The 21194-nt window shown below is 59.3% G+C and carries 23 protein-coding genes; 20 read left to right on the top strand and 3 right to left on the bottom strand.

Features of this window, described 5'->3' with window-relative positions; all coding sequences use genetic code 11:
• The first annotated feature begins 30 nt into the window (after nucleotides 1-30).
• From eutN to eutR, 11 genes are all read left to right on the top strand, one after another.
• Complete coding sequence (eutN, locus tag CMQ96_RS21345; protein WP_004123418.1) at nucleotides 31-318, top strand: ethanolamine utilization microcompartment protein EutN; 288 nt, start codon at nucleotides 31-33, stop codon at nucleotides 316-318.
• 11 nt (nucleotides 319-329) lie between these two features.
• Complete coding sequence (locus CMQ96_RS21340) at nucleotides 330-1733, top strand: aldehyde dehydrogenase family protein (protein ID WP_049088214.1); 1404 nt, start codon at nucleotides 330-332, stop codon at nucleotides 1731-1733.
• A gap of 10 nt (nucleotides 1734-1743) precedes the next feature.
• Nucleotides 1744-2583, top strand: a complete 840-nt coding sequence (gene eutJ, locus CMQ96_RS21335; protein WP_098067305.1) for an ethanolamine utilization protein EutJ — start codon at nucleotides 1744-1746, stop codon at nucleotides 2581-2583.
• Complete coding sequence (gene eutG / locus CMQ96_RS21330; RefSeq protein WP_064343086.1) at nucleotides 2573-3760, top strand: ethanolamine utilization ethanol dehydrogenase EutG; 1188 nt, start codon at nucleotides 2573-2575, stop codon at nucleotides 3758-3760. The genes eutJ and eutG overlap by 11 nt, the downstream gene beginning before the upstream one ends.
• A gap of 170 nt (nucleotides 3761-3930) precedes the next feature.
• A complete protein-coding gene (gene eutH / locus CMQ96_RS21325; protein ID WP_004123412.1) occupies nucleotides 3931-5163 on the top strand; it encodes an ethanolamine utilization protein EutH in 1233 nt (410 codons plus the stop codon).
• The gene (gene eutA, locus CMQ96_RS21320) at nucleotides 5160-6563 is read left to right on the top strand and encodes an ethanolamine ammonia-lyase reactivating factor EutA (protein WP_098067304.1); all 1404 of its coding nucleotides are present in this window, start codon (nucleotides 5160-5162) and stop codon (nucleotides 6561-6563) included. Before eutH ends, eutA begins: the two co-directional genes overlap by 4 nt.
• An 11-nt stretch (nucleotides 6564-6574) precedes the next feature.
• The gene (gene eutB / locus CMQ96_RS21315) at nucleotides 6575-7936 is read left to right on the top strand and encodes an ethanolamine ammonia-lyase subunit alpha (RefSeq protein ID WP_098067303.1); all 1362 of its coding nucleotides are present in this window, start codon (nucleotides 6575-6577) and stop codon (nucleotides 7934-7936) included.
• A gap of 20 nt (nucleotides 7937-7956) precedes the next feature.
• Nucleotides 7957-8850 (top strand): ethanolamine ammonia-lyase subunit EutC, encoded by an 894-nt coding sequence (gene eutC / locus CMQ96_RS21310; protein WP_004870743.1) that lies wholly within the window; start codon nucleotides 7957-7959, stop codon nucleotides 8848-8850.
• 9 nt (nucleotides 8851-8859) lie between these two features.
• Nucleotides 8860-9519: an ethanolamine utilization microcompartment protein EutL gene (eutL, locus tag CMQ96_RS21305; protein ID WP_004123400.1), complete on the top strand. Its 660-nt coding sequence runs from the start codon at nucleotides 8860-8862 to the stop codon at nucleotides 9517-9519.
• A 10-nt stretch (nucleotides 9520-9529) separates the two neighbouring features.
• Nucleotides 9530-10021, top strand: coding sequence for an ethanolamine utilization microcompartment protein EutK (eutK, locus tag CMQ96_RS21300; protein ID WP_049088211.1), 492 nt, complete (start codon nucleotides 9530-9532; stop codon nucleotides 10019-10021).
• Between the two features lie 48 nt (nucleotides 10022-10069).
• Nucleotides 10070-11122, top strand: coding sequence for an HTH-type transcriptional regulator EutR (gene eutR, locus CMQ96_RS21295; RefSeq protein ID WP_004870747.1), 1053 nt, complete (start codon nucleotides 10070-10072; stop codon nucleotides 11120-11122).
• A gap of 91 nt (nucleotides 11123-11213) precedes the next feature.
• Here the strand turns inward: eutR and hemF are convergent, their stop codons facing one another.
• Together hemF and amiA are read right to left on the bottom strand one after the other, a co-directional pair.
• Nucleotides 11214-12113, bottom strand: coding sequence for an oxygen-dependent coproporphyrinogen oxidase (hemF, locus tag CMQ96_RS21290; RefSeq protein ID WP_024359317.1), 900 nt, complete (start codon nucleotides 12111-12113; stop codon nucleotides 11214-11216).
• A complete protein-coding gene (gene amiA, locus CMQ96_RS21285) occupies nucleotides 12113-12988 on the bottom strand; it encodes an N-acetylmuramoyl-L-alanine amidase AmiA (protein ID WP_098067302.1) in 876 nt (291 codons plus the stop codon). Before amiA ends, hemF begins: the two co-directional genes overlap by 1 nt.
• 211 nt (nucleotides 12989-13199) lie before the next feature.
• Here amiA and CMQ96_RS21275 point away from each other — a divergent pair, with 211 nt between their 5' ends.
• From CMQ96_RS21275 to cysM, 9 genes are all read left to right on the top strand, one after another.
• Nucleotides 13200-13625, top strand: coding sequence for a GNAT family acetyltransferase (locus tag CMQ96_RS21275; RefSeq protein ID WP_004853033.1), 426 nt, complete (start codon nucleotides 13200-13202; stop codon nucleotides 13623-13625).
• Nucleotides 13612-14061: a DUF2919 domain-containing protein gene (locus CMQ96_RS21270; protein ID WP_004870752.1), complete on the top strand. Its 450-nt coding sequence runs from the start codon at nucleotides 13612-13614 to the stop codon at nucleotides 14059-14061. The genes CMQ96_RS21275 and CMQ96_RS21270 overlap by 14 nt, the downstream gene beginning before the upstream one ends.
• 63 nt (nucleotides 14062-14124) lie before the next feature.
• Entirely contained in the window at nucleotides 14125-14700 is a 576-nt protein-coding gene (locus tag CMQ96_RS21265) for an RpoE-regulated lipoprotein (RefSeq protein WP_004870754.1), read from the top strand.
• A 96-nt stretch (nucleotides 14701-14796) separates the two neighbouring features.
• Entirely contained in the window at nucleotides 14797-15696 is a 900-nt protein-coding gene (locus tag CMQ96_RS21260) for a Dyp-type peroxidase (RefSeq protein WP_098067301.1), read from the top strand.
• A 219-nt stretch (nucleotides 15697-15915) separates the two neighbouring features.
• Nucleotides 15916-16932: a thiosulfate/sulfate ABC transporter substrate-binding protein CysP gene (gene cysP, locus CMQ96_RS21255; RefSeq protein ID WP_004870758.1), complete on the top strand. Its 1017-nt coding sequence runs from the start codon at nucleotides 15916-15918 to the stop codon at nucleotides 16930-16932.
• The gene (cysT, locus tag CMQ96_RS21250; RefSeq protein WP_004123378.1) at nucleotides 16932-17765 is read left to right on the top strand and encodes a sulfate/thiosulfate ABC transporter permease CysT; all 834 of its coding nucleotides are present in this window, start codon (nucleotides 16932-16934) and stop codon (nucleotides 17763-17765) included. Before cysP ends, cysT begins: the two co-directional genes overlap by 1 nt.
• Entirely contained in the window at nucleotides 17765-18640 is an 876-nt protein-coding gene (gene cysW, locus CMQ96_RS21245; RefSeq protein WP_004870763.1) for a sulfate/thiosulfate ABC transporter permease CysW, read from the top strand. The genes cysT and cysW overlap by 1 nt, the downstream gene beginning before the upstream one ends.
• Nucleotides 18630-19724 carry a sulfate/thiosulfate ABC transporter ATP-binding protein CysA gene (gene cysA / locus CMQ96_RS21240; RefSeq protein WP_004123374.1) on the top strand — a complete coding sequence of 365 codons (1095 nt, stop codon included), beginning with the start codon at nucleotides 18630-18632 and terminating at the stop codon, nucleotides 19722-19724. Before cysW ends, cysA begins: the two co-directional genes overlap by 11 nt.
• Before the next feature lie 118 nt (nucleotides 19725-19842).
• Nucleotides 19843-20754 carry a cysteine synthase CysM gene (gene cysM, locus CMQ96_RS21235; RefSeq protein ID WP_024359313.1) on the top strand — a complete coding sequence of 304 codons (912 nt, stop codon included), beginning with the start codon at nucleotides 19843-19845 and terminating at the stop codon, nucleotides 20752-20754.
• Here cysM and CMQ96_RS21230 read toward each other — a convergent pair.
• On the bottom strand, nucleotides 20751-21155 hold the full coding sequence (locus CMQ96_RS21230) for a nuclear transport factor 2 family protein (protein WP_098067300.1): 405 nt from the start codon (nucleotides 21153-21155) through the stop codon (nucleotides 20751-20753). The two genes, cysM and CMQ96_RS21230, sit on opposite strands and share 4 nt — an antisense overlap.
• Nucleotides 21156-21194: the final 39 nt, after the last annotated feature.

The following is a 21194-nucleotide window of genomic DNA, read 5'->3' as shown; positions in this document are numbered from 1 at the left end:
CGACTCACCACGTAATCCAGGGAGGCGGGTATGAAACTGGCAGTCGTCACGGGACACATTGTCTGCACCGTCCGCCATCAGGGGCTGGCGCACGACAAGCTGCTGATGGTGGAGATGATTGATGCCGCAGGGAAGCCTGACGGGCAGTGCGCCGTCGCCACCGATAGCATCGGCGCGGGGGCCGGGGAATGGGTACTGCTGGTGAGCGGCAGCTCGGCGCGACAGGCGCACCGCAGCGAGGCGTCTCCTGTCGATTTGTGCGTCATCGGTATCGTCGATGAAGCGGTGGCCGGCGGTCAGGTGATTTTCCATAAATAGGACTGAACATCATGAATCAACAGGATATTGAACAGGTGGTGAAAGCGGTACTGCTGAAAATGACGGACAGCAGCAAGCCGGACAGCACCGTTCATGAAATGGGCGTCTTCGCCTCCCTTGATGACGCCGTCGCGGCAGCAAAAGTGGCTCAGCAGGGGCTGAAAAGCGTGGCGATGCGTCAGCTGGCGATTCACGCCATTCGCGAGGCGGGCGAAAAATACGCCAGGGAATTAGCGGAGCTGGCGGTGAGCGAAACCGGCATGGGCCGCGTGGAGGATAAATTTGCCAAAAACGTGGCGCAGGCGCGCGGTACGCCGGGCGTGGAGTGCCTCTCTCCGCAGGTGCTGACCGGCGATAACGGCCTGACGCTGATTGAAAACGCGCCGTGGGGCGTGGTGGCCTCGGTCACCCCATCCACCAACCCGGCGGCGACGGTGATTAATAACGCCATCAGCCTGATTGCCGCGGGCAACAGCGTGGTGTTCGCCCCGCATCCGGCGGCGAAAAAGGTCTCTCAGCGGGCGATTATGCTGCTCAACCAGGCGGTGATTGCCGCGGGCGGCCCGGCCAATCTGCTGGTCACCGTGGCGAACCCGGATATTGAAACGGCCCAGCGGCTGTTTAAGTACCCCGGCATTGGTCTGCTGGTGGTCACCGGCGGCGAAGCGGTGGTGGAGTCCGCGCGAAAACATACCAATAAACGTCTGATCGCCGCCGGGGCCGGTAACCCGCCGGTGGTGGTCGACGAAACCGCCGACCTGGCGCGCGCCGCGCAGTCCATCGTCAAAGGCGCCTCGTTTGATAACAACATCATCTGCGCCGACGAAAAGGTGCTGATTGTTGTCGATAGCGTTGCCGACGAATTGATGCGCCTGATGGAAGGCCAGCAGGCGGTGAAGCTCACCGCCGCTCAGGCCGAGCAGCTTCAGCCGGTGCTGCTCAAAAATATCGACGAGCGCGGCAAAGGCACCGTCAGCCGCGACTGGGTTGGCCGCGACGCCGGCAAGATTGCCGCAGCCATCGGCCTGAACGTTCCGCCGCAGACGCGTCTGCTGTTCGTTGAAACCCCGGCCAGCCATCCGTTTGCCGTCACTGAACTGATGATGCCGGTGCTCCCGGTGGTACGGGTGGCCAACGTCGACGAAGCCATCGCGCTGGCGGTTCAGCTGGAAGGCGGCTGCCACCATACGGCGGCGATGCACTCGCGCAATATCGACAACATGAACCAGATGGCGAACGCCATTGATACCAGCATTTTCGTCAAAAACGGGCCGTGCATCGCCGGACTCGGCCTGGGCGGGGAGGGCTGGACCACCATGACCATCACCACGCCAACCGGGGAGGGGGTGACCAGCGCGCGCACCTTTGTCCGCCTGCGCCGCTGCGTGCTGGTAGACGCCTTCCGAATTGTATAAGGGATGACCGATGGCACACGACGAACAACGTTGGCTCACGCCCCGGCTGCAAAAAGCGGCGGTCCTGTGTAACCAGACGCCTGCGCTCAGCGGTTCGCCGCTGTGGCTGGGCGTGGATTTAGGCACCTGCGATGTGGTGTCGATGGTGGTCGACGGCGACAGGCAGCCGGTTGCGGTGTGCCTCGACTGGGCGGACGTGGTGCGCGACGGCATCGTCTGGGATTTCTTCGGCGCCGTCACCATCGTGCGCCGCCATCTCGACGCGCTGGAACGGCAGCTTGGCTGCCGCTTCACTCATGCGGCGACCTCATTTCCGCCGGGCACCGACCCGCGTATTTCGATCAACGTGTTGGAGTCCGCAGGGTTAGAGGTGAGTCACGTACTCGATGAACCGACCGCGGTGGCGGACCTGCTGCAGCTCGATAACGCCGGCGTGGTGGATATCGGCGGCGGCACCACCGGGATCGCCATCGTGAAGCGCGGCAAGGTGACCTACTCCGCCGATGAAGCGACCGGCGGCCACCATATCTCCCTGACCCTTGCCGGTAACCGCCGCATCCCGCTGGAAGAGGCGGAGCAGTACAAGCGCAGCAACGCGCAGGAGATTTGGCCGGTGGTGAAGCCGGTGTACGAAAAGATGGCGGAGATCGTCGCTCGTCATATTGACGGTCAGGGAATAGCCGATTTGTGGCTGGCGGGCGGCTCCTGCATGCAGCCGGGCGTGGATGCGCTGTTTCGTAAGCGCTTCCCGGAATTACAGGTGCATTTACCGCAGCACAGCCTGTTTATGACCCCGCTGGCGATAGCCAGCAGCGGGAGAGAGAAAGCGGAGGGAATCAATGCAAGCTGAACTGCAGACGGCGCTCTTTCAGGCATTCGACACCCTGAATTTGCAGCGGGTGAAAACCTTCAGCGTGCCGCCGGTGACGCTGTGCGGCCTCGGCGCGCTCAGCGCCTGTGGCCAGGAAGCGCAAGCGCGAGGCGTAAACCATCTGTTTGTGATGGTCGACAGCTTCCTGCATCAGGCGGGACTGACCGCGGGGCTTGCGCGCAGCCTGGCGGTGAAAGGCGTGGCGATGACCGTCTGGCCCTGTCCGCCAGGGGAGCCGTGCGTTACCGACGTCTGCGCGGCAGTGGCGCAGCTGCGCGAAGCGAAGTGCGACGGCGTGGTGGCCTTTGGCGGCGGTTCGGTGCTGGACGCGGCGAAAGCGGTGGCGCTGTTGGTCACCAACCCAGAGCAGACGCTAAGTGAGATGACGGAAAGCAGCGTACTGCGCCCGCGTCTGCCGCTGATTGCGGTGCCGACCACCGCCGGAACCGGCTCAGAAACCACCAACGTGACGGTGATCATCGATGCGGTCAGCGGGCGCAAGCAGGTGCTGGCCCACGCCTCGCTCATGCCGGACGTGGCGATTCTCGACGCCGCCCTGACCGAAGGCGTTCCGCCCCAGGTGACGGCGATGACCGGGATAGACGCGCTGACCCACGCCGTTGAGGCGTACAGCGCGCTCAACGCGACGCCCTTCACCGATAGTCTGGCGCTTGGCGCGATAGCGATGATCGGCCAGGCACTGCCGAAATCCGTGGGCTACGGCCACGACCTCGCCGCCCGCGAAAGTATGCTGCTGGCTTCCTGCATGGCGGGAATGGCTTTTTCCAGCGCCGGTCTGGGCTTATGCCATGCGATGGCGCATCAGCCCGGCGCGGCGCTGCATATTCCACACGGGCAGGCTAACGCCATGCTGCTGCCAACGGTGATGGCGTTTAACCGCATGGTATGCCGCGAGCGGTTCAGGCAAATCGGCCGGGCGCTCATCGCTAAAAAAACCGATGACCACGAGGCAATCGCCGCCGTTGAGGCGCTGATCGCTGAAGTCGGCCTGAGCAAACGACTCTCTGATGCCGGGGCGAAGCCCGAACATTTCAGCGCATGGGCGCAGGCGGCGCAGGAAGACATTTGTCTGCGCGCCAATCCACGCACCGCCACCCGGGAGCAGATTATCGATCTGTACGCGGCGGCGCACTGATGCGGCCTTAACACCGGCGAATTTTCCCGGAGGCGATGCTGCGCATCTGTCCGGGCTACAAGCCTGGCAAGCCGCGCTGAACCGGTAGCCCGGGCAAGGCGCTTTGCGCCGCCCCCGGGGGAAGACCGCAGAGTGTTAATACAAATCTTAAATGACAGGGAGTAAAGGCTATGGGAATTAACGAAATCATCATGTACATCATGATGTTCTTTATGCTGATTGCCGCCGTGGACAGGATCCTGTCGCAGTTTGGCGGTTCGGCGCGCTTTCTCGGCAAGTTTGGCAAAAGCATCGAGGGATCCGGCGGCCAGTTCGAAGAGGGCTTTATGGCGATGGGCGCGCTGGGCCTGGCGATGGTCGGGATGACCGCGCTGGCGCCGGTACTGGCGCACCTGCTCGGTCCGGTGATTATTCCGCTGTATGAAATGCTCGGCGCCAACCCGTCGATGTTCGCCGGAACGCTGCTGGCCTGCGATATGGGCGGCTTCTTCCTCGCCAAAGAGCTGGCGGGCGGTGACGTGGCGGCGTGGCTCTATTCCGGCCTGATCCTCGGGGCGATGATGGGGCCGACGCTGGTGTTCTCCATTCCGGTCGCGCTCGGCATCATCGAACCCTCCGATCGCCGCTACCTGGCGCTGGGCGTGCTGGCCGGGATCGTCACGATTCCGATCGGCTGTATCGCCGGCGGTCTGGTGGCCATGTACTCCGGCGTGGAGATTAACGGACAGCCGGTAGAGTTCACCTTCGCGCTGATCCTGATGAATATGATCCCGGTGCTTATCGTCGCGGTGCTGGTCGCGCTGGGGCTGAAGTTTATTCCGGAAAAAATGATCAACGGCTTCCAGATCTTCGCCAAATTTCTGGTGGCGCTGATCACCATCGGCCTGGCGGCGGCGGTCATCAAGTTCCTGCTTGGCTGGGATCTGATCCCAGGGCTTGACCCGATCTTTATGGCTCCCGGCGACCAGCCCGGCGAGGTGATGCGCGCTATCGAAGTTATTGGTTCGATCTCTTGCGTGCTGCTCGGCGCTTACCCGATGGTGTTGTTGCTGACCCGCTGGTTTGAAAAGCCGCTGATGCGCGTCGGTAATCTGCTGAAAATCAATAATATGGCCGCTGGCGGGATGGTGGCGACGCTGGCTAACAACATCCCGATGTTCGGCATGATGAAGCAGATGGATACCCGCGGCAAAGTGATCAACTGCGCGTTCTCCGTCTCCGCCGCATTCGCGCTGGGCGACCACCTGGGCTTCGCCGCCGCTAACATGAACGCCATGATCTTCCCGATGATCGTCGGCAAGCTGATCGGCGGCGTTACCGCTATCGGCGTGGCGATGCTGCTGGTGCCAAAAGATGAAAACGTACCCGCGGCAGCGAAAACCGAAGCGGAGGCGCAATCGTGAAAACTCGCCAGCTGCTGAGCGTAGGTATCGATATCGGCACCACCACCACTCAGGTGATCTTCTCCCGCCTTGAGCTGGTTAACCGTGCGGCGGTGTCGCAGGTGCCGCGCTACGAATTCATCAAACGCGAAATTAGCTGGCAAAGCCCGGTCTTCTTCACGCCTGTCGATAAGCAGGGCGGTCTGAAGGAGGCCGAACTCAAGACGCTGATTCTGGCGCAGTATCAGGCCGCCGGCATTGCCCCCGAATCGGTGGATTCCGGGGCGATCATTATTACCGGCGAAAGCGCGAAAACCCGTAACGCCAGGCCGGCGGTGATGGCGCTCTCGCAGTCGCTGGGCGATTTCGTGGTGGCCAGCGCCGGGCCGCACCTGGAGTCGGTGATTGCCGGTCACGGCGCCGGGGCGCAAGCCCTGTCGGCACTGCGCCTGTGCCGGGTTCTCAACATCGATATCGGCGGCGGCACGTCAAACTATGCCCTGTTTGACGCCGGCAAAGTCAGCGGCACCGCCTGCCTCAACGTCGGCGGTCGCCTGCTGGAGACCGACGGCCAGGGGCGCGTGGTCCATGCGCATCAGCCTGGACAGATGATTGCCGATGCGGTTTTCGGCCCCGGAACCTGCGCCCGCTCGCTGAGCGCCGGGCAGCTTACCCAGGTGGCGCGGCGGATGGCGGAGCTGATCGTCGAAGTCATCGACGGCGCGCTCTCCCCGCTGGCGCAACGGCTGATGCAAACCGGCCTGCTGCCCGCAGGCGTTAAGCCTGAGGTGATTACCCTTTCCGGTGGAGTGGGCGAGTGCTATCGCCACCAGCCCGCCGACCCGTTCTGTTTTTCTGACATTGGACCGCTGCTGGCCACGGCGCTGCACGAGCATCCGCGCCTGCGTGAGATGAACGTGCAGTTCCCGGCGCAAACCGTGCGCGCCACGGTGATTGGCGCCGGCGCGCACACGCTTTCGCTCTCTGGTAGCACCATCTGGCTGGAGGGGGTTCAGCTACCGCTGCGCAACCTGCCGGTGGCGATCCCGCTTGATGACGCCGATCTGCTGAGCGCCTGGCAGCAGGCGCTGATGCAGCTCGATCTGGATCCTAAAACGGATGCTTACGTGCTGGCGCTTCCCGCATCGCTACCGGTGCGCTACGCCACCCTGCTGGTGGTGATTGACGCGCTACTGGCTTTTGTCGCGCGCTTTCCCAACCCGCATCCACTGCTGGTGGTGGCGGAACAGGACTTTGGCAAAGCGCTGGGCATGCTGCTGCGCCCGCAATTACAACAACTCCCGCTGGCGGTCATCGATGAGGTGAGCGTCCGGGCGGGGGACTATATCGACATTGGTACGCCTCTTTTTGGCGGATCGGTTGTGCCGGTGACGGTGAAATCACTCGCATTTCCTTCCTGAGGGAACGACTTATGAAACTAAAGACCACATTGTTCGGCAATGTTTATCAGTTTAAGGATGTAAAAGAGGTGCTGGCTAAAGCCAACGAATTGCGTTCGGGGGATGTGCTGGCGGGCGTGGCGGCGGAAAGTTCGCAGCAGCGCGTGGCGGCGAAGCAGGTGCTCTCCGATATGACGGTCGCCGATATTCGTAACAACCCGGTGATTCCGTATGAAGAGGATTGCGTGACGCGCCTGATCCAGGACGACGTCAACGAAACCGCCTATCAGCGGATTAAAAACTGGACCATCAGCGACCTGCGCGAATACGTACTCAACGATGAAGTCACCAGCGACGATATTGCGTTTGTGCGCAAAGGGCTGACCTCGGAAGTGGTGGCGGCGGTGGCGAAGGTTTGCTCCAACGCCGACCTGATCTACGGCGCGAAGAAAATGCCGGTGATTAAAAAAGCCAACACCACCATCGGCCTGCCGGGCACCTTTAGCTGCCGCCTGCAGCCGAACGATACCCGCGATGACGTGCAGAGCATTGCCGCGCAAATCTACGAAGGGCTCTCTTTCGGTGCGGGCGATGCGGTGATCGGCGTCAACCCGGTGACCGATGACGTGGAGAACCTGACCCGCGTCCTCGATACCGTTTACGGCGTTATCGATAAATTTAATATCCCCACCCAGGGCTGCGTGCTGGCGCACGTCACCACTCAGATTGAAGCCATTCGCCGCGGCGCCCCGGGCGGCCTGATCTTCCAGAGCATCTGCGGCAGCGAAAAGGGGCTAAAAGAGTTTGGCGTGGAGCTGGCGATGCTCGATGAGGCGCGGGCGGTCGGCGCCGAGTTCAACCGTATCGCCGGGGAGAACTGCCTGTACTTTGAAACCGGGCAGGGCTCGGCGCTGTCGGCTGGCGCCAACTTCGGCGCCGATCAGGTGACGATGGAGGCGCGTAACTACGGCCTGGCGCGGTACTACGATCCGTTCCTCGTCAATACCGTGGTGGGCTTTATCGGGCCGGAATATCTCTATAACGATCGGCAGATTATTCGCGCCGGTCTGGAAGACCACTTTATGGGCAAGCTGAGCGGCATCTCGATGGGCTGCGACTGCTGCTACACCAACCATGCCGACGCCGACCAGAACCTCAATGAAAACCTGATGATTCTGCTCGCCACCGCCGGCTGCAACTACATCATGGGCATGCCGCTCGGCGACGACATCATGCTCAACTATCAGACCACCGCGTTTCACGATACCGCCACCGTCCGTCAGCTGCTGAATTTACGGCCGTCGCCGGAGTTCGAACGCTGGCTGGAAACCATGGGCATTATGGCAAACGGTCGTCTGACCAAACGGGCGGGCGATCCGTCACTGTTCTTTTGATGACGCGGGGATGACACATGATGGATCAAAAGCAGATTGAAGAAATTGTACGTAGCGTGATGGCGTCAATGGGACAACCGCAAACGGCTACGCAAGCGCCTGAGGCGACGGTGGCGAAATGCGCCAGCCAGTGTGAGGTGGCGGCGGAGAGCTGCACGCTGGATTTAGGTTCGCCGGAGGCGAAAGGCTGGATTGGCGTGCAGCAGCCGCATCGCGCGGAAGTGCTGGCCGAACTGAAGCGCAGCACCGCGGCGCGCGTGTGTACCGGCCGCGCCGGCCCGCGTCCGCGCACCCTCGCGCTGCTGCGCTTTCTCGCCGACCACTCGCGCTCCAAGGATACGGTGCTGAAAGAGGTTCCGGAAGAGTGGGTGAAAACCCAGGGATTGCTGGAGGTACGCTCCGAAATTAGCGACAAAAACCTCTACCTGACGCGCCCGGATATGGGCCGTCGGCTGAGTCCGGAGGCGATTGAGGCGCTGAAGGCGCAGTGTGTGGCGAATCCTGACGTTCAGGTGGTGGTGTCCGATGGCCTCTCTACCGACGCGATCACCGTCAACTATGAAGAGATCCTACCGCCGCTGCTGTCGGGGCTGAAGCAGGCCGGGCTGAAGGTCGGTACGCCGTTCTTCGTCCGCTACGGGCGGGTCAAAATTGAAGATCAGATTGGCGAAATCCTCGGCGCGAAAGTGGTGATCCTGCTGGTGGGCGAACGTCCGGGGCTGGGGCAGTCGGAAAGCCTCTCCTGTTACGCCGTTTATTCACCGCGCGTGGCCACCACCGTCGAAGCGGACCGGACCTGTATTTCAAATATCCACCAGGGCGGCACGCCGCCGGTAGAAGCCGCCGCGGTGATCGTCGATTTGGCCAAACGCATGCTGGAGCAGAAGGCTTCCGGCATCAACATGACTCGGTAAGGAGGCATCATGCCTGCATTAGATTTAATTCGCCCTTCGGTGACGGCCATGCGCGTGATTGCTTCAGTGAATGACGGCTTTGCCCGCGAGCTAAAATTACCGCCGCATATACGTAGCCTCGGACTCATCACGGCGGATTCAGATGATGTGACTTATATTGCCGCTGACGAAGCGACAAAACAGGCGATGGTCGAAGTGGTATATGGCCGCTCGCTCTACGCCGGCGCGGCTCACGGTCCTTCGCCAACCGCAGGTGAAGTGCTGATTATGCTGGGCGGCCCGAACCCGGCGGAAGTTCGCGCCGGTCTGGATGCGATGGTGGCGCATATCGAAAATGGGGCCGCGTTCCAGTGGGCCAACGATGCCGAAGATACGGCGTTTCTGGCGCACGTGGTGTCGCGAACCGGCTCTTATCTCTCGTCTACCTCCGGTATCGCGCTGGGCGATCCGATCGCTTACCTGGTAGCGCCGCCGCTGGAGGCGACCTTCGGCATCGATGCGGCAATGAAATCGGCCGACGTTCAGCTGGTGACCTACGTGCCGCCGCCGTCGGAAACCAACTATTCCGCCGCGTTTTTGACGGGTAGCCAGGCCGCCTGTAAAGCCGCCTGCAATGCCTTTACCGATGCCGTTCTGGATATTGCCCGTCATCCAATCCAGCGCGCGTAAGGGGGAAGCGATGATCAACGCCCTGGGATTACTGGAAGTGGACGGTATGGTCGCCGCCGTTGACGCGGCGGATGCGATGCTGAAGGCGGCCAACGTGCGGCTGCTCAGCCATGAGGTTCTCGACCCCGGCAGGCTGACGCTGGTGGTGGAAGGCGACCTGGCGGCATGCCGGGCGGCGTTGGATGCCGGCAGCGCTGCGGCGCAGCGTACGGGGCGCGTTATTAGCCGTCGGGAGATCGGTCGCCCGGAAGAGGATACCCAGTGGCTGATCGGCGGCTTTCAACGGCCGCCGAAAGCGCCCGAGCCGCCTGAGCGGTCCGAGGAAGCGGAATCCTCCGCGCCCTTACTGACGCTGCTGGCGTCGGCGCGTCAGGGAATGACGGCCGGGGAAGTGGCCGCGCATTTCGACTGGTCGCTTGAGGAAGCCAGGAAGGCGCTGGAGCAGCTGTTTTCTACCGGAGCGTTGCGTAAACGCAGTAGCCGCTATCGCTTAAAAAATTAACCTGTCGGAGGTGCCGGGAGCGTGAAAACGCTCCCGGTTTAAAAGATCATGAAAAAGAAAACACCGGTCAACCTGCACCATCTTTATCATGAAGCATTACCCGAAGACGTTAAGCTAACGCCGATGGTCGAGGTGGACAACGTCCACCAGCGGCGAACCACCGATGTCTATGAACATGCCCTGACGATTACCGCCTGGCAGCAGATTTACGATCAGCTTCATCCGGGGAAATTCCACGGTGAATTTACTGAAATCCTGCTCGATGATATTCAGGTCTTTCGTGAATATACCGGTCTGGCGCTGCGCCAGTCCTGCCTGGTGTGGCCTAACTCGTTCTGGTTCGGTATTCCGGCCACCCGCGGCGAGCAGGGATTTATTGGCTCGCAGTGCCTCGGCAGCGCCGAAATCGCTACCCGGCCCGGCGGCACGGAGTTCGAACTCAGTACGCCGGACGATTACACCATACTTGGGGTGGTCATTTCAGAGGACGTGATTACCCGCCACGCGGGCTTCCTGCATCACCCGGAAAGAGTGCTGCATATGCTGCGTAATCAGTCGGCGCTGGAAGTTAAAGAGCAGCATAAAGCGGCGCTGTGGGGCTTCGTGCAGCAGGCGCTGGCGACGTTCAGCGAGAATCCGGAAAACCTGCATCAGCCCGCGGTGCGCAAAGTGTTGGGCGATAATCTGCTGCTGGCGATGGGGGCGATGCTGGAGGAGGCCCAACCGATCGTCACCGCCGAGAGCATCAGCCATCAGAGCTACCGGCGGCTGCTGTCCCGGGCGCGGGAGTATGTACTGGAGAATATGTCGGAGCCGCTGACCGTTCTCGACCTGTGTAATCAGCTGTACGTTAGCCGCCGCACGCTGCAAAACGCGTTTCACGCGATTCTCGGAATAGGGCCGAACGCGTGGCTGAAGCGTATACGGTTAAACGCGGTGCGCCGGGAGCTGATCAGCCCGTGGTCGCAGAGCGCCACGGTTAAGGATGCCGCAATGCAGTGGGGATTCTGGCATCTGGGCCAGTTCGCCACCGATTATCAGCAGCTGTTCGCCGAGAAACCGTCGCTGACGCTGCATCAGCGGATGCGGCAGTGGGCGTGATGGCGATTGATTTACCGGATGGCGTTTCGTGCCGTTATCGTAGGCCTGATAAGCGTAGCGCCATCGGGAAAAACAGCGCCATCAGGCAATTTTATACCCAGTCGCGCACCTGAATGAACTCGCCTAGCGCCGCTTCCGGGCTATCCGCTGCCGGCTGGTAGTTATATTCCCAGCGTACCAGCGGCGGCATCGACATCAGGATGGATTCGGTGCGGCCGCCGGTTTGCAGGCCGAACAGGGTGCCGCGATCCCATACCAGGTTAAACTCCACGTAGCGCCCGCGACGGTAGAGCTGAAAATCCCGCTCGCGTTCACCCCAGGCTATTTCCCTGCGTCGCTCGACAATCGGCAAATACGCCTCGGTATAGCCGTTACCCACCGCCTGCATAAAGTTGAAGCAATGGTCGAAGCTGGGGGCATTCAAATCATCGAAAAACAGGCCGCCGATGCCGCGCTGCTCGTTACGGTGTTTGAGAAAGAAGTAGTCATCGCACCACTTTTTATAACGCGGATAAACGTCTTCGCCAAAGGGCTGGCACAGATCGCGGGCGGTACGATGCCAGTGAACGGCATCTTCTTCAAAGCCGTAGTAGGGGGTTAAATCGAAGCCGCCGCCGAACCACCATACTGGATCGGCGCCCGGTTTTTCCGCGATAAAGAAACGCACGTTGGCATGGCTGGTGGGGATATAGGGGCTGCGCGGATGCACGACCAGCGATACGCCCATCGCTTCAAAGCTGCGGCCAGCCAGCTCAGGACGGTGAGCGGTAGCGGAAGCCGGCATCGCATCGCCGTGCACGTGCGAAAAATTCACGCCAGCCTGCTCAAAGATCCCGCCATCGCGCAGCACCCGGCTGCGTCCGCCGCCGCCGCCTTCCCGCTGCCAGCTATCTTCGATGAATTCGCTGCCGTCAACGGCGCTGAGCTGTTGGCAGATAGCATCCTGGAGCTGAAGAAGGAAAGCTTTTACCTGGTGCGCATCGGGTCTCATTAACGTCTCTTCGAGTGGGCTTTCTGGTTATCGAACCAGTGGAAATAGCTGATAATGCCGTTGGCAATCGCCGTGGCGATTTTTTGCCGGAACGCGGTGGTGCCGAGCAGTTTTTCTTCGTTCGGATTGGTAATAAACGATGTCTCCACCAGTACCGACGGAATCGACGGCGATTTCAGCACCACGAACGCCGCCTGTTCGGTATTGCGGCTGTGCAGCTTATGCACCGGCTTAATCTTTTTCAGGATATGCGAGCCGAGCGTCAGGCTGTTTTTGATGGTATCAGTTTGTACCAGGTCGAACAGCACTTGCTGCAATAGATGGTCTTTATCCGTCGTTTTCTTGCCGGCCACTTCATCCGCCCGGTTTTCTCGATCCGAGAGATATTTTGCCATGGCGCTACTGGCGCCGCGGTTGGAAAGGGCGAAAACGGAGGCGCCGGCCGCGCTCGGGTTGGTGAAGCCGTCAGCGTGAATTGACATAAAGAGATCGGCGCCGTGCTGGTGGGCGATCTCCACGCGGTCATAGAGCGGAATAAAGGTGTCGCCGCTGCGCGTCAGGCGCGCATCGATACCGTTGCTGCGCAGGATGCTGCGTACGTTTTTGGCGATCGCCAGCACCACGTGCTTCTCTTTTGAACCGTTATGGCCGATAGCACCGGTGTCAATACCGCCATGGCCCGGGTCGAGCATCACGACGCGTTTGGCGCCTTTTTTCTTCGCTGCGGGTTTGCTGTGCCCATTGGATGTCTTCAATGGCTGTTGTTCTTTCGCGCTGGCCTGTGAGGCGATCCCTGAAAGCGTGATTGCTGCCAGCCCGGCTTTCAGCACCTGGCGGCGCGAAGCAAGTATTTTTAAAAGTTTAAAAGTGCTCATTCGGCCTGAATTGCAAACAAGTGGTAACCAATGTTATATCGTATCGTGTTTTCTGATACGACCATTCAAAATAAGAATTGTTTTACTTTTCATTTCAATACATGACAAAGTCATATTATGCCATTTTTTGCGGCTCATTGCGCCTGATATTGGCTATCGGGCACAATCGCGCCATAATCTCTGTTTTTAACCGTCAATGGTGGGGAATACCATGGAGATACGCGTTTTTCGCCAGCAAGATTTCGAAGAGGTCATTACCCTGTGGGAGCGTTGCGATCTCCTGCGCCCATGGAACGATCCGGAAATGGATATTGAACGTAAGCTGAATCACGATGCCAGCCTGTTCCTGGTCGCCGAGGTTAACGGGGAAGTGGTCGGCACGGTGATGGGCGGTTATGACGGTCATCGCGGGTCTGCTTATTATCTGGGGGTGCATCCTGAATATCGCGGACGCGGTATTGCTAACGCGCTGCTTAATCGGCTGGAGAAAAAGCTGATTGCCCGCGGCTGCCCGAAAATAAACATTATGGTACGCGAAGATAATGATGTGGTGCAGGGAATGTACGAACGCCTTGGCTATGAGCATTCAGACGTGCTGTGCCTCGGCAAGCGCCTAATTGAAGATGAAGAATACTGAGTTTATCCCCGCCGATTTTGATACCCACGGCCGCCTGCGTTTACCGTTTCTTTTTTGGTGCGTGCTGCTGCTTCAGGCGCGGACGTGGGTGCTATTTCTGATGGCCGGCGCGTCGCGCCAGCAGGGCGACGCGCTGCTGAATCTGTTTTATCCGGACCACGATAATTTTTGGCTGGGGTTGCTTCCCGGCATCCCGGCGGTGCTGGCGTTTATCATTAGCGGGCATCGTCAGCGCTTTCCCCGGCTCTGGCCCCTGATGCGCTGGCTGCTGGCGCTTTCCCAGCTATTGCTGTTGGTCTGGCAACCGCTGCTGTGGATGAGCGGCGAATCGCCCTCGGCGGTGACCATCGGCCTGCTGGCGGCGGATCTTTACGCGCTCTGGTGGCTGTTGAGCAGCCGTCGGCTGAAGGCCTGTTTTCGCGAAGAACAGGTTTAACGGCACTTTTTGCCGATCGCGCACTCCAACATGCGTTGAATAAATCAGAAAGGACACTCAGTCATGAAATCGCTACGTTTACTTCTCTGCGCACTACCGCTGGCTTTAACCGGCTGCTCGACGATGAGCTCGGTGAACTGGTCGGCGGCCTATCCGTGGAACTGGTTTGGCTCCTCCACGGAAGTGACCGAACAGGGCGTAGGCAACCTGACGGCGTCAACGCCGCTGAGCGAACAGGCGATCGGCGATGCGCTCGGCAGCAGCTACCGCCTGCGCAGCGGCATGAAAACGGCTAACGGTAATATTGTGCGCTATTTCGAAGCGTTAAAAGATGACAAGGTCGCGCTGACCATCAACGGCGAGAGCGGGACTATCAGCCGCATCGACGTGCGCGATAGCAATATCAAAGCCGCCAGCGGCGTGAAAATCGGTACCCCGTTCAGCGATATCTACAGCAAGGCGTTTGGCAACTGCCAAAAAGGCAGCAATGACAACGGTGCCGTGGTGGAATGCAAGGCCGAGGGCAGCCAGCATATTAGCTATGCTTTTACCGGCAACTGGAACGGTCCTGAAGAGTTAATGCCTTCCGACGACACGCTGAAGAACTGGAAAGTGAGCAAGATTATCTGGCGCCGCTAATTTGATCTGAAGTGATTCGAGGTCCTGAAAAAGCGGGTACAATAGCGCCTTAAAAAAGCCACAGCGTTGTGGCTGTCCTATTTTTCAGGAGGAGCGATGTCTCAGGTTCAGAGCGGCATTTTGCCGGAACATTGCCGTGCGGCGATTTGGATTGAAGCAAATGTCAAAGGCGATGTTGACGCCCTGCGTGAAGCCAGCAAAGTGTTTGCCGATAAGTTAGCCACCTTTCAGGCGAAATACCCGCAAGCGAAGCTGGGGGCGGTGGTGGCTTTTGGTCATAACGTCTGGCGTCAGCTGAGCGGCGGCGTTGGAGCCGAAGAGCTAAAAGACTTTCCGGCCTACGGCAAAGGTCTGGCGCCGTCGACCCAGTACGATGTGCTGATCCACATTCTCTCCGCGCAGCATGAACTGAACTTCTCTGTGGCGCAGGCGGCTATGTCCGCTTTTGGCGCAGCAGTTGATGTTAAAGAAGAGATTCATGGTTTTCGCTGGATTGAAGAGCGCGATCTGAGCGGCTTTGTCGACGGTACTGAAAACCCGGCCGGCGAAGAGACGCGCCGTGAAGTGGCGGTGATTCAGGATGGCGTCGATGCGGGCGGCAGCTACGTATTCGTGCAGCGCTGGGAGCACAACCTCAAGCAGCTTAATCGCATGAGCGTTCCTGACCAGGAGATGATGATTGGCCGCACCAAAGAAGCCAACGAAGAGATTGACGGCGACGATCGTCCGGACACCTCTCACCTGAGCCGCGTGGATCTGAAAGAAGAGGGAAAAGGGCTGAAGATTGTCCGTCAGAGCCTGCCGTACGGCACCGCCAGCGGTACCCACGGCCTCTACTTTTGCGCCTACTGCGCCCGTCTGTACAACATTGAGCAGCAGCTGCTGAGCATGTTCGGCGATACCGACGGTAAGCGCGATGCGATGCTGCGTTTTACCAAACCGGTGACCGGCGGATACTACTTCGCGCCTTCGCTGGATAAACTGCTGGCGCTGTAAGATTTCCCCTCTCCCCACAAGGGGAGGAAACCGTTCGGCGCGGCAGGCAAGCGTCGAACGGTTTCCGGTTCTGGATGCGTGATTCAGATAAGCTTTGCCATTTCCTTATTCTCTTTTCGACTTCCAAATCGCCAAACGGTATATAAAACCGTTACTCCTTTCATAGCCGTTATAAATATGATGATCAGCAGAAAATCATCATATTGATAAGGGTGCGCAATGGCCGTTAAATCATTAACAAAAGGATATCTGGCGCTGGCTGCTTCTGTGCTGCTGGTCGCGCAGGCGCAGGCGACGGAACTGCTGAACAGTTCTTACGATGTTTCCCGCGAGCTGTTTGCCGCCCTTAACCCGCAGTTTGAACAGCAGTGGGCGAAAGATAACGGCGGCGATAAGCTGACGATTAAACAATCTCATGCCGGGTCATCAAAACAGGCGCTGGCGATTCTGCAGGGGCTTAAGGCCGACGTGGTGACCTACAATCAGGTGACCGACGTCCAGATTCTGCACGACAAAGGCAAACTGATCCCGGCGGACTGGCAAAGCCGTCTGCCGAATAACAGCTCGCCGTTTTACTCGACGATGGGATTCCTGGTGCGTAAAGGTAACCCGAAAAATATCCACGACTGGAATGATTTAGTGCGTTCCGATGTGAAGCTCATTTTCCCGAACCCGAAAACCTCCGGCAATGCCCGTTACACCTACCTGGCGGCGTGGGGCGCGGCGGACAAAGCTGACGGCGGTGATAAAGCGAAAACCGAGCAGTTTATGACCCAGTTTCTGAAAAACGTCGAAGTGTTTGATACCGGCGGGCGCGGCGCAACCACCACCTTTGCCGAGCGTGGGCTTGGCGATGTGCTGATTAGCTTTGAATCTGAAGTAAATAACATTCGGAAACAGTACGAAGATCAGGGCTTTGAGGTGGTCATTCCTAAAACCAATATCCTCGCGGAATTCCCGGTCGCCTGGGTGGATAAAAACGTGCAGGCCAACGGAACAGAGAAAGCGGCGAAAGCCTACCTGAACTGGCTCTATAGCCCGCAGGCGCAGACCATCATCACCGATTACTCCTATCGCGTGAATAACCCGGACGTGATGAACAAACTGAAAGATAAATTCCCGCAGACCGATCTGTTCCGCGTGGAAGATAAATTTGGTTCCTGGCCGGAAGTGATGAAAACCCACTTTACCAGCGGCGGCGAGCTGGACAAACTGCTGGCGGCGGGGCGTAAGTAATGTTTGCAGTATCGACTAAACGCGTGCTGCCGGGCTTTACCTTAAGCCTCGGGACCAGCCTGCTGTTCGTCTGCCTGATCCTGTTGTTGCCGCTCAGCGCGCTGGTGATGCAGCTTGCCCAGATGAGCTGGGCGCAGTACTGGGATGTGGTCACCAACCCGCAGGTGGTGGCGGCCTATAAAGTGACGCTGCTCTCGGCGTTTGTGGCGTCGATTTTTAACGGCGTCTTCGGCCTGCTGATGGCGTGGATCTTAACCCGCTACCGCTTCCCGGGCCGCACGCTGCTGGATGCTCTGATGGATTTGCCGTTTGCGCTGCCGACGGCCGTTGCCGGCTTAACCCTCGCGTCGCTCTTCTCCGTGAACGGGCTGTACGGCGAGTGGCTGGCGAAATTTGATATTAAAGTCACCTATACGTGGCTCGGTATCGCGGTGGCGATGGCCTTTACCAGCATCCCGTTTGTGGTGCGTACCGTGCAGCCGGTGCTGGAAGAGTTGGGCCCGGAATATGAAGAAGCGGCGGAAACCCTGGGCGCCACGCGCTGGCAGAGCTTTCGCAAGGTGGTGCTGCCGGAGCTCTCCCCGGCGCTGATGGCGGGCGTTGCGCTGTCCTTTACCCGCAGCCTCGGTGAGTTTGGCGCGGTGATTTTTATCGCCGGCAACATTGCGTGGAAAACGGAAGTGACCTCGCTGATGATTTTTATCCGTTTGCAGGAGTTTGATTACCCGGCGGCGAGCGCGATTGCTTCGGTGATCCTCGCGGCCTCGCTGCTGCTGCTGTACTCGATTAACACTCTGCAAAGTCGCTTTGGTCGACGCGTGGTAGGTCATTAATGGCGATCGTTGCTCAATTGAAGCGTTATGACGCTCCCCGCATTAACTGGGGAAAATGGTTTCTGATAGGTGTTGGGGTGCTGGTTTCTGCCTTCATCCTGATTGTGCCGATGGTCTATATCTTCGTGCAGGCCTTTAGCAAAGGCCTGATGCCGGTGCTGCAAAACCTTGCAGACCCGGACATGCTTCACGCCATTTGGCTAACGGTCATGATTGCCTTGATTACCGTACCGGTAAACCTGGTTTTCGGTACGCTGCTGGCGTGGCTGGTGACGCGCTTTACCTTTCCAGGCCGTCAGCTGCTGCTGACGCTGTTGGATATACCGTTTGCCGTCTCACCGGTGGTGGCGGGCCTGGTTTATTTGCTGTTTTACGGTTCTAACGGTCCGCTGGGCGGCTGGCTCGATGAGCATAACCTGCAGATTATGTTTGCCTGGCCGGGCATGGTCCTGGCGACCATTTTTGTGACCTGTCCGTTTGTGGTCCGCGAACTGGTGCCGGTGATGATGAGCCAGGGCAGCAATGAAGATGAGGCGGCGATTCTGCTCGGCGCGTCGGGCTGGCAGATGTTCCGCCGGGTTACGCTGCCCAATATTCGCTGGGCGCTGCTCTACGGCGTGGTGCTGACTAACGCCCGCGCGATCGGTGAATTCGGCGCCGTGTCGGTGGTTTCCGGCTCAATCCGCGGCGAAACCTTATCGCTGCCGCTACAAATTGAGCTACTGGAGCAGGATTACAATTCCGTCGGTTCGTTTACCGCCGCCGCACTGCTGACGTTAATGGCTATTTTGACCCTGTTTTTGAAGAGTATGGTGCAATGGCGTTTGGCCAATCAGGAAAAACGCGCGCAACTGGAGGGAAATCATGAGCATTGAGATTGCCAATATTAAGAAGTCTTTTGGTCGCACGCAGGTGCTGAATGATATCTCGCTGGATATCCCCTCCGGACAGATGGTCGCGCTGCTGGGGCCGTCAGGCTCCGGGAAAACCACGCTGCTGCGTATCATCGCCGGGCTGGAAAATCAGTCCAGCGGCCATATCCGTTTTCACGGTACCGACGTCAGCCGCGTGCATGCGCGTGACCGTAAAGTCGGCTTCGTGTTCCAGCACTACGCGCTGTTTCGCCATATGACGGTGTTCGACAATATCGCCTTCGGCCTGACGGTACTGCCGCGTCGTGAACGACCGAATGCTGCCGGCATCAAGGCAAAAGTCACCAAGCTGCTGGAGATGGTCCAACTGGCGCATCTGGCGGATCGCTATCCGGCCCAGCTTTCCGGCGGGCAGAAGCAGCGCGTCGCGTTAGCGCGCGCGCTGGCGGTTGAACCGCAGATTCTGCTGCTGGATGAACCTTTTGGCGCGCTGGACGCCCAGGTCCGTAAAGAACTGAGACGCTGGCTGCGTCAGCTGCACGAAGAGCTGAAGTTTACCAGCGTATTTGTCACGCACGATCAGGAAGAGGCGACCGAAGTGGCCGATCGCGTGGTGGTCATGAGCCAGGGCAATATTGAACAGGCCGATGCGCCCGATCGGGTATGGCGCGAGCCGGCCACGCGTTTTGTGCTGGAGTTCATGGGCGAAGTTAACCGCCTGAAGGGAACCCTTCGCGGCGGTCAGTTCCACGTCGGCGCGCATCGCTGGCCGTTGGGCTATACCCCGGCGTACCAGGGGCCGGTCGATTTGTTCCTGCGTCCGTGGGAAGTGGACATCAGCCGTCGCACCAGCCTGGATTCGCCGCTGCCGGTACAGGTGCTGGAAGCGAGCCCGAAAGGCCACTACACCCAATTAGTTGTGCAGCCTCTCGGGTGGTATGACGAACCGCTAACCGTGGTGCATCAGGGTGAAGACGCGCCGCATCGCGGGGAACGCCTGTTTGTTGGCCTGCAGAACGCGCGTCTGTACAACGGCAATGAACGTATTGAGCCGCGCGAGGAGCTTGCTCTGGCTGAATCGGCCTGATAGCTTATTGCGTAGTTTATCGCCCGGTGGCGCTGCGCTTACCGGGCCTACAGTTATCACAGCGTCTTGTAGGCCGGGTAAGCGAAGCGCCACCCGGCTTTTTTATTGAGTAGAAATCGTGAATACACTCGAATACACCATCGGCAATACTCCTCTGGTCAAACTGCAGCGCATGGGGCCGGACAACGGCAGCGAAATATGGGTCAAACTCGAAGGCAACAATCCCGCGGGCTCGGTGAAAGACAGAGCGGCGCTGTCGATGATTGTCGAGGCTGAAAAGCGCGGAGAGATTAAGCCCGGTGATGTGCTGATTGAAGCGACCAGCGGCAACACCGGCATTGCGCTGGCGATGATCGCCGCGCTTAAAGGCTATCAGATGAAGCTGCTGATGCCGGACAACATGAGCCAGGAGCGCCGTGCCGCCATGCGCGCCTACGGCGCGGAGCTGATTCTGGTGACGAAAGAGCAGGGAATGGAAGGCGCGCGTGACTTAGCGTTAGCAATGGCCCAGCGCGGCGAAGGCAAGCTATTGGATCAGTTCAACAATCCTGATAACCCGTACGCGCACTACACCACCACCGGGCCGGAAATCTGGCGGCAGACCGACGGGCGGATCACCCATTTTGTCTCCAGCATGGGCACCACCGGCACCATTACCGGCGTATCGCGTTTTCTGCGCGAGCAGGATAAAGCGGTGAGCATCGTCGGACTGCAGCCGGAAGAGGGGAGCAGTATTCCCGGCATTCGCCGCTGGCCTGCCGAATATATGCCGGGCATTTTTAACGCGCAGCTGGTGGACGTGGTGCTCGATATCCATCAACAGGATGCCGAAAACACCATGCGGATGCTGGCGGTGAAGGAAGGGATTTTCTGCGGCGTCAGTTCCGGCGGCGCGGTGGCGGGCGCGTTGCGCGTTGCCCGCGAAAATCCCGGCGCGGTAGTGGTGGCGATCGTTTGCGATCGCGGCGATCGCTACCTTTCTACCGGTGTATTTGGCGAAGAGCATTTTACCCAGGGCGCGGGAATTTAAACCTCGGGCGCGTCGAGCAGGTCGGTACCGTAGGAGTTATCCACGGTGCTGAGCCAGCGTTCGCCCTGCTGACGAAAGACATAGGTTGCGCGCCGCGTGACCTGTGTTATCCCGGCTTCCGTCGGGATATCCAGCCGGGTCTCCATAATCACCAGCGCATTGCCGCCGCCTTCGATGATCTCCATTTTTCCCTGCGTCACCACCAGCCGGTGCTGAAAATAGTCGGCAATGGCGATAAACGCGTTGCGGATATTTTCTTTGCCTCTGACCACCATGCCTGGTTTGACGACCAGCGCGGCGTCTTCAGCGTAATACTCCATCAGTGTCGCGTAATCTTCCTGGGAGATCGCGCGATCGCAGGCTTCGATGGCGGCTTTAAGCTGTGGGTTGGGATTGTGCATTTGTGGCGATCCTCGCATTGTCGGGCTTGAATAAAAGCG

It is taken from the genome of Klebsiella sp. MBT K-1 (assembly GCF_002556465.1).
In the GTDB taxonomy this organism is placed as follows: Bacteria; Pseudomonadota; Gammaproteobacteria; order Enterobacterales; family Enterobacteriaceae; genus Klebsiella; species Klebsiella grimontii.
This window is presented reverse-complemented; position numbering and strand designations above follow the sequence as displayed.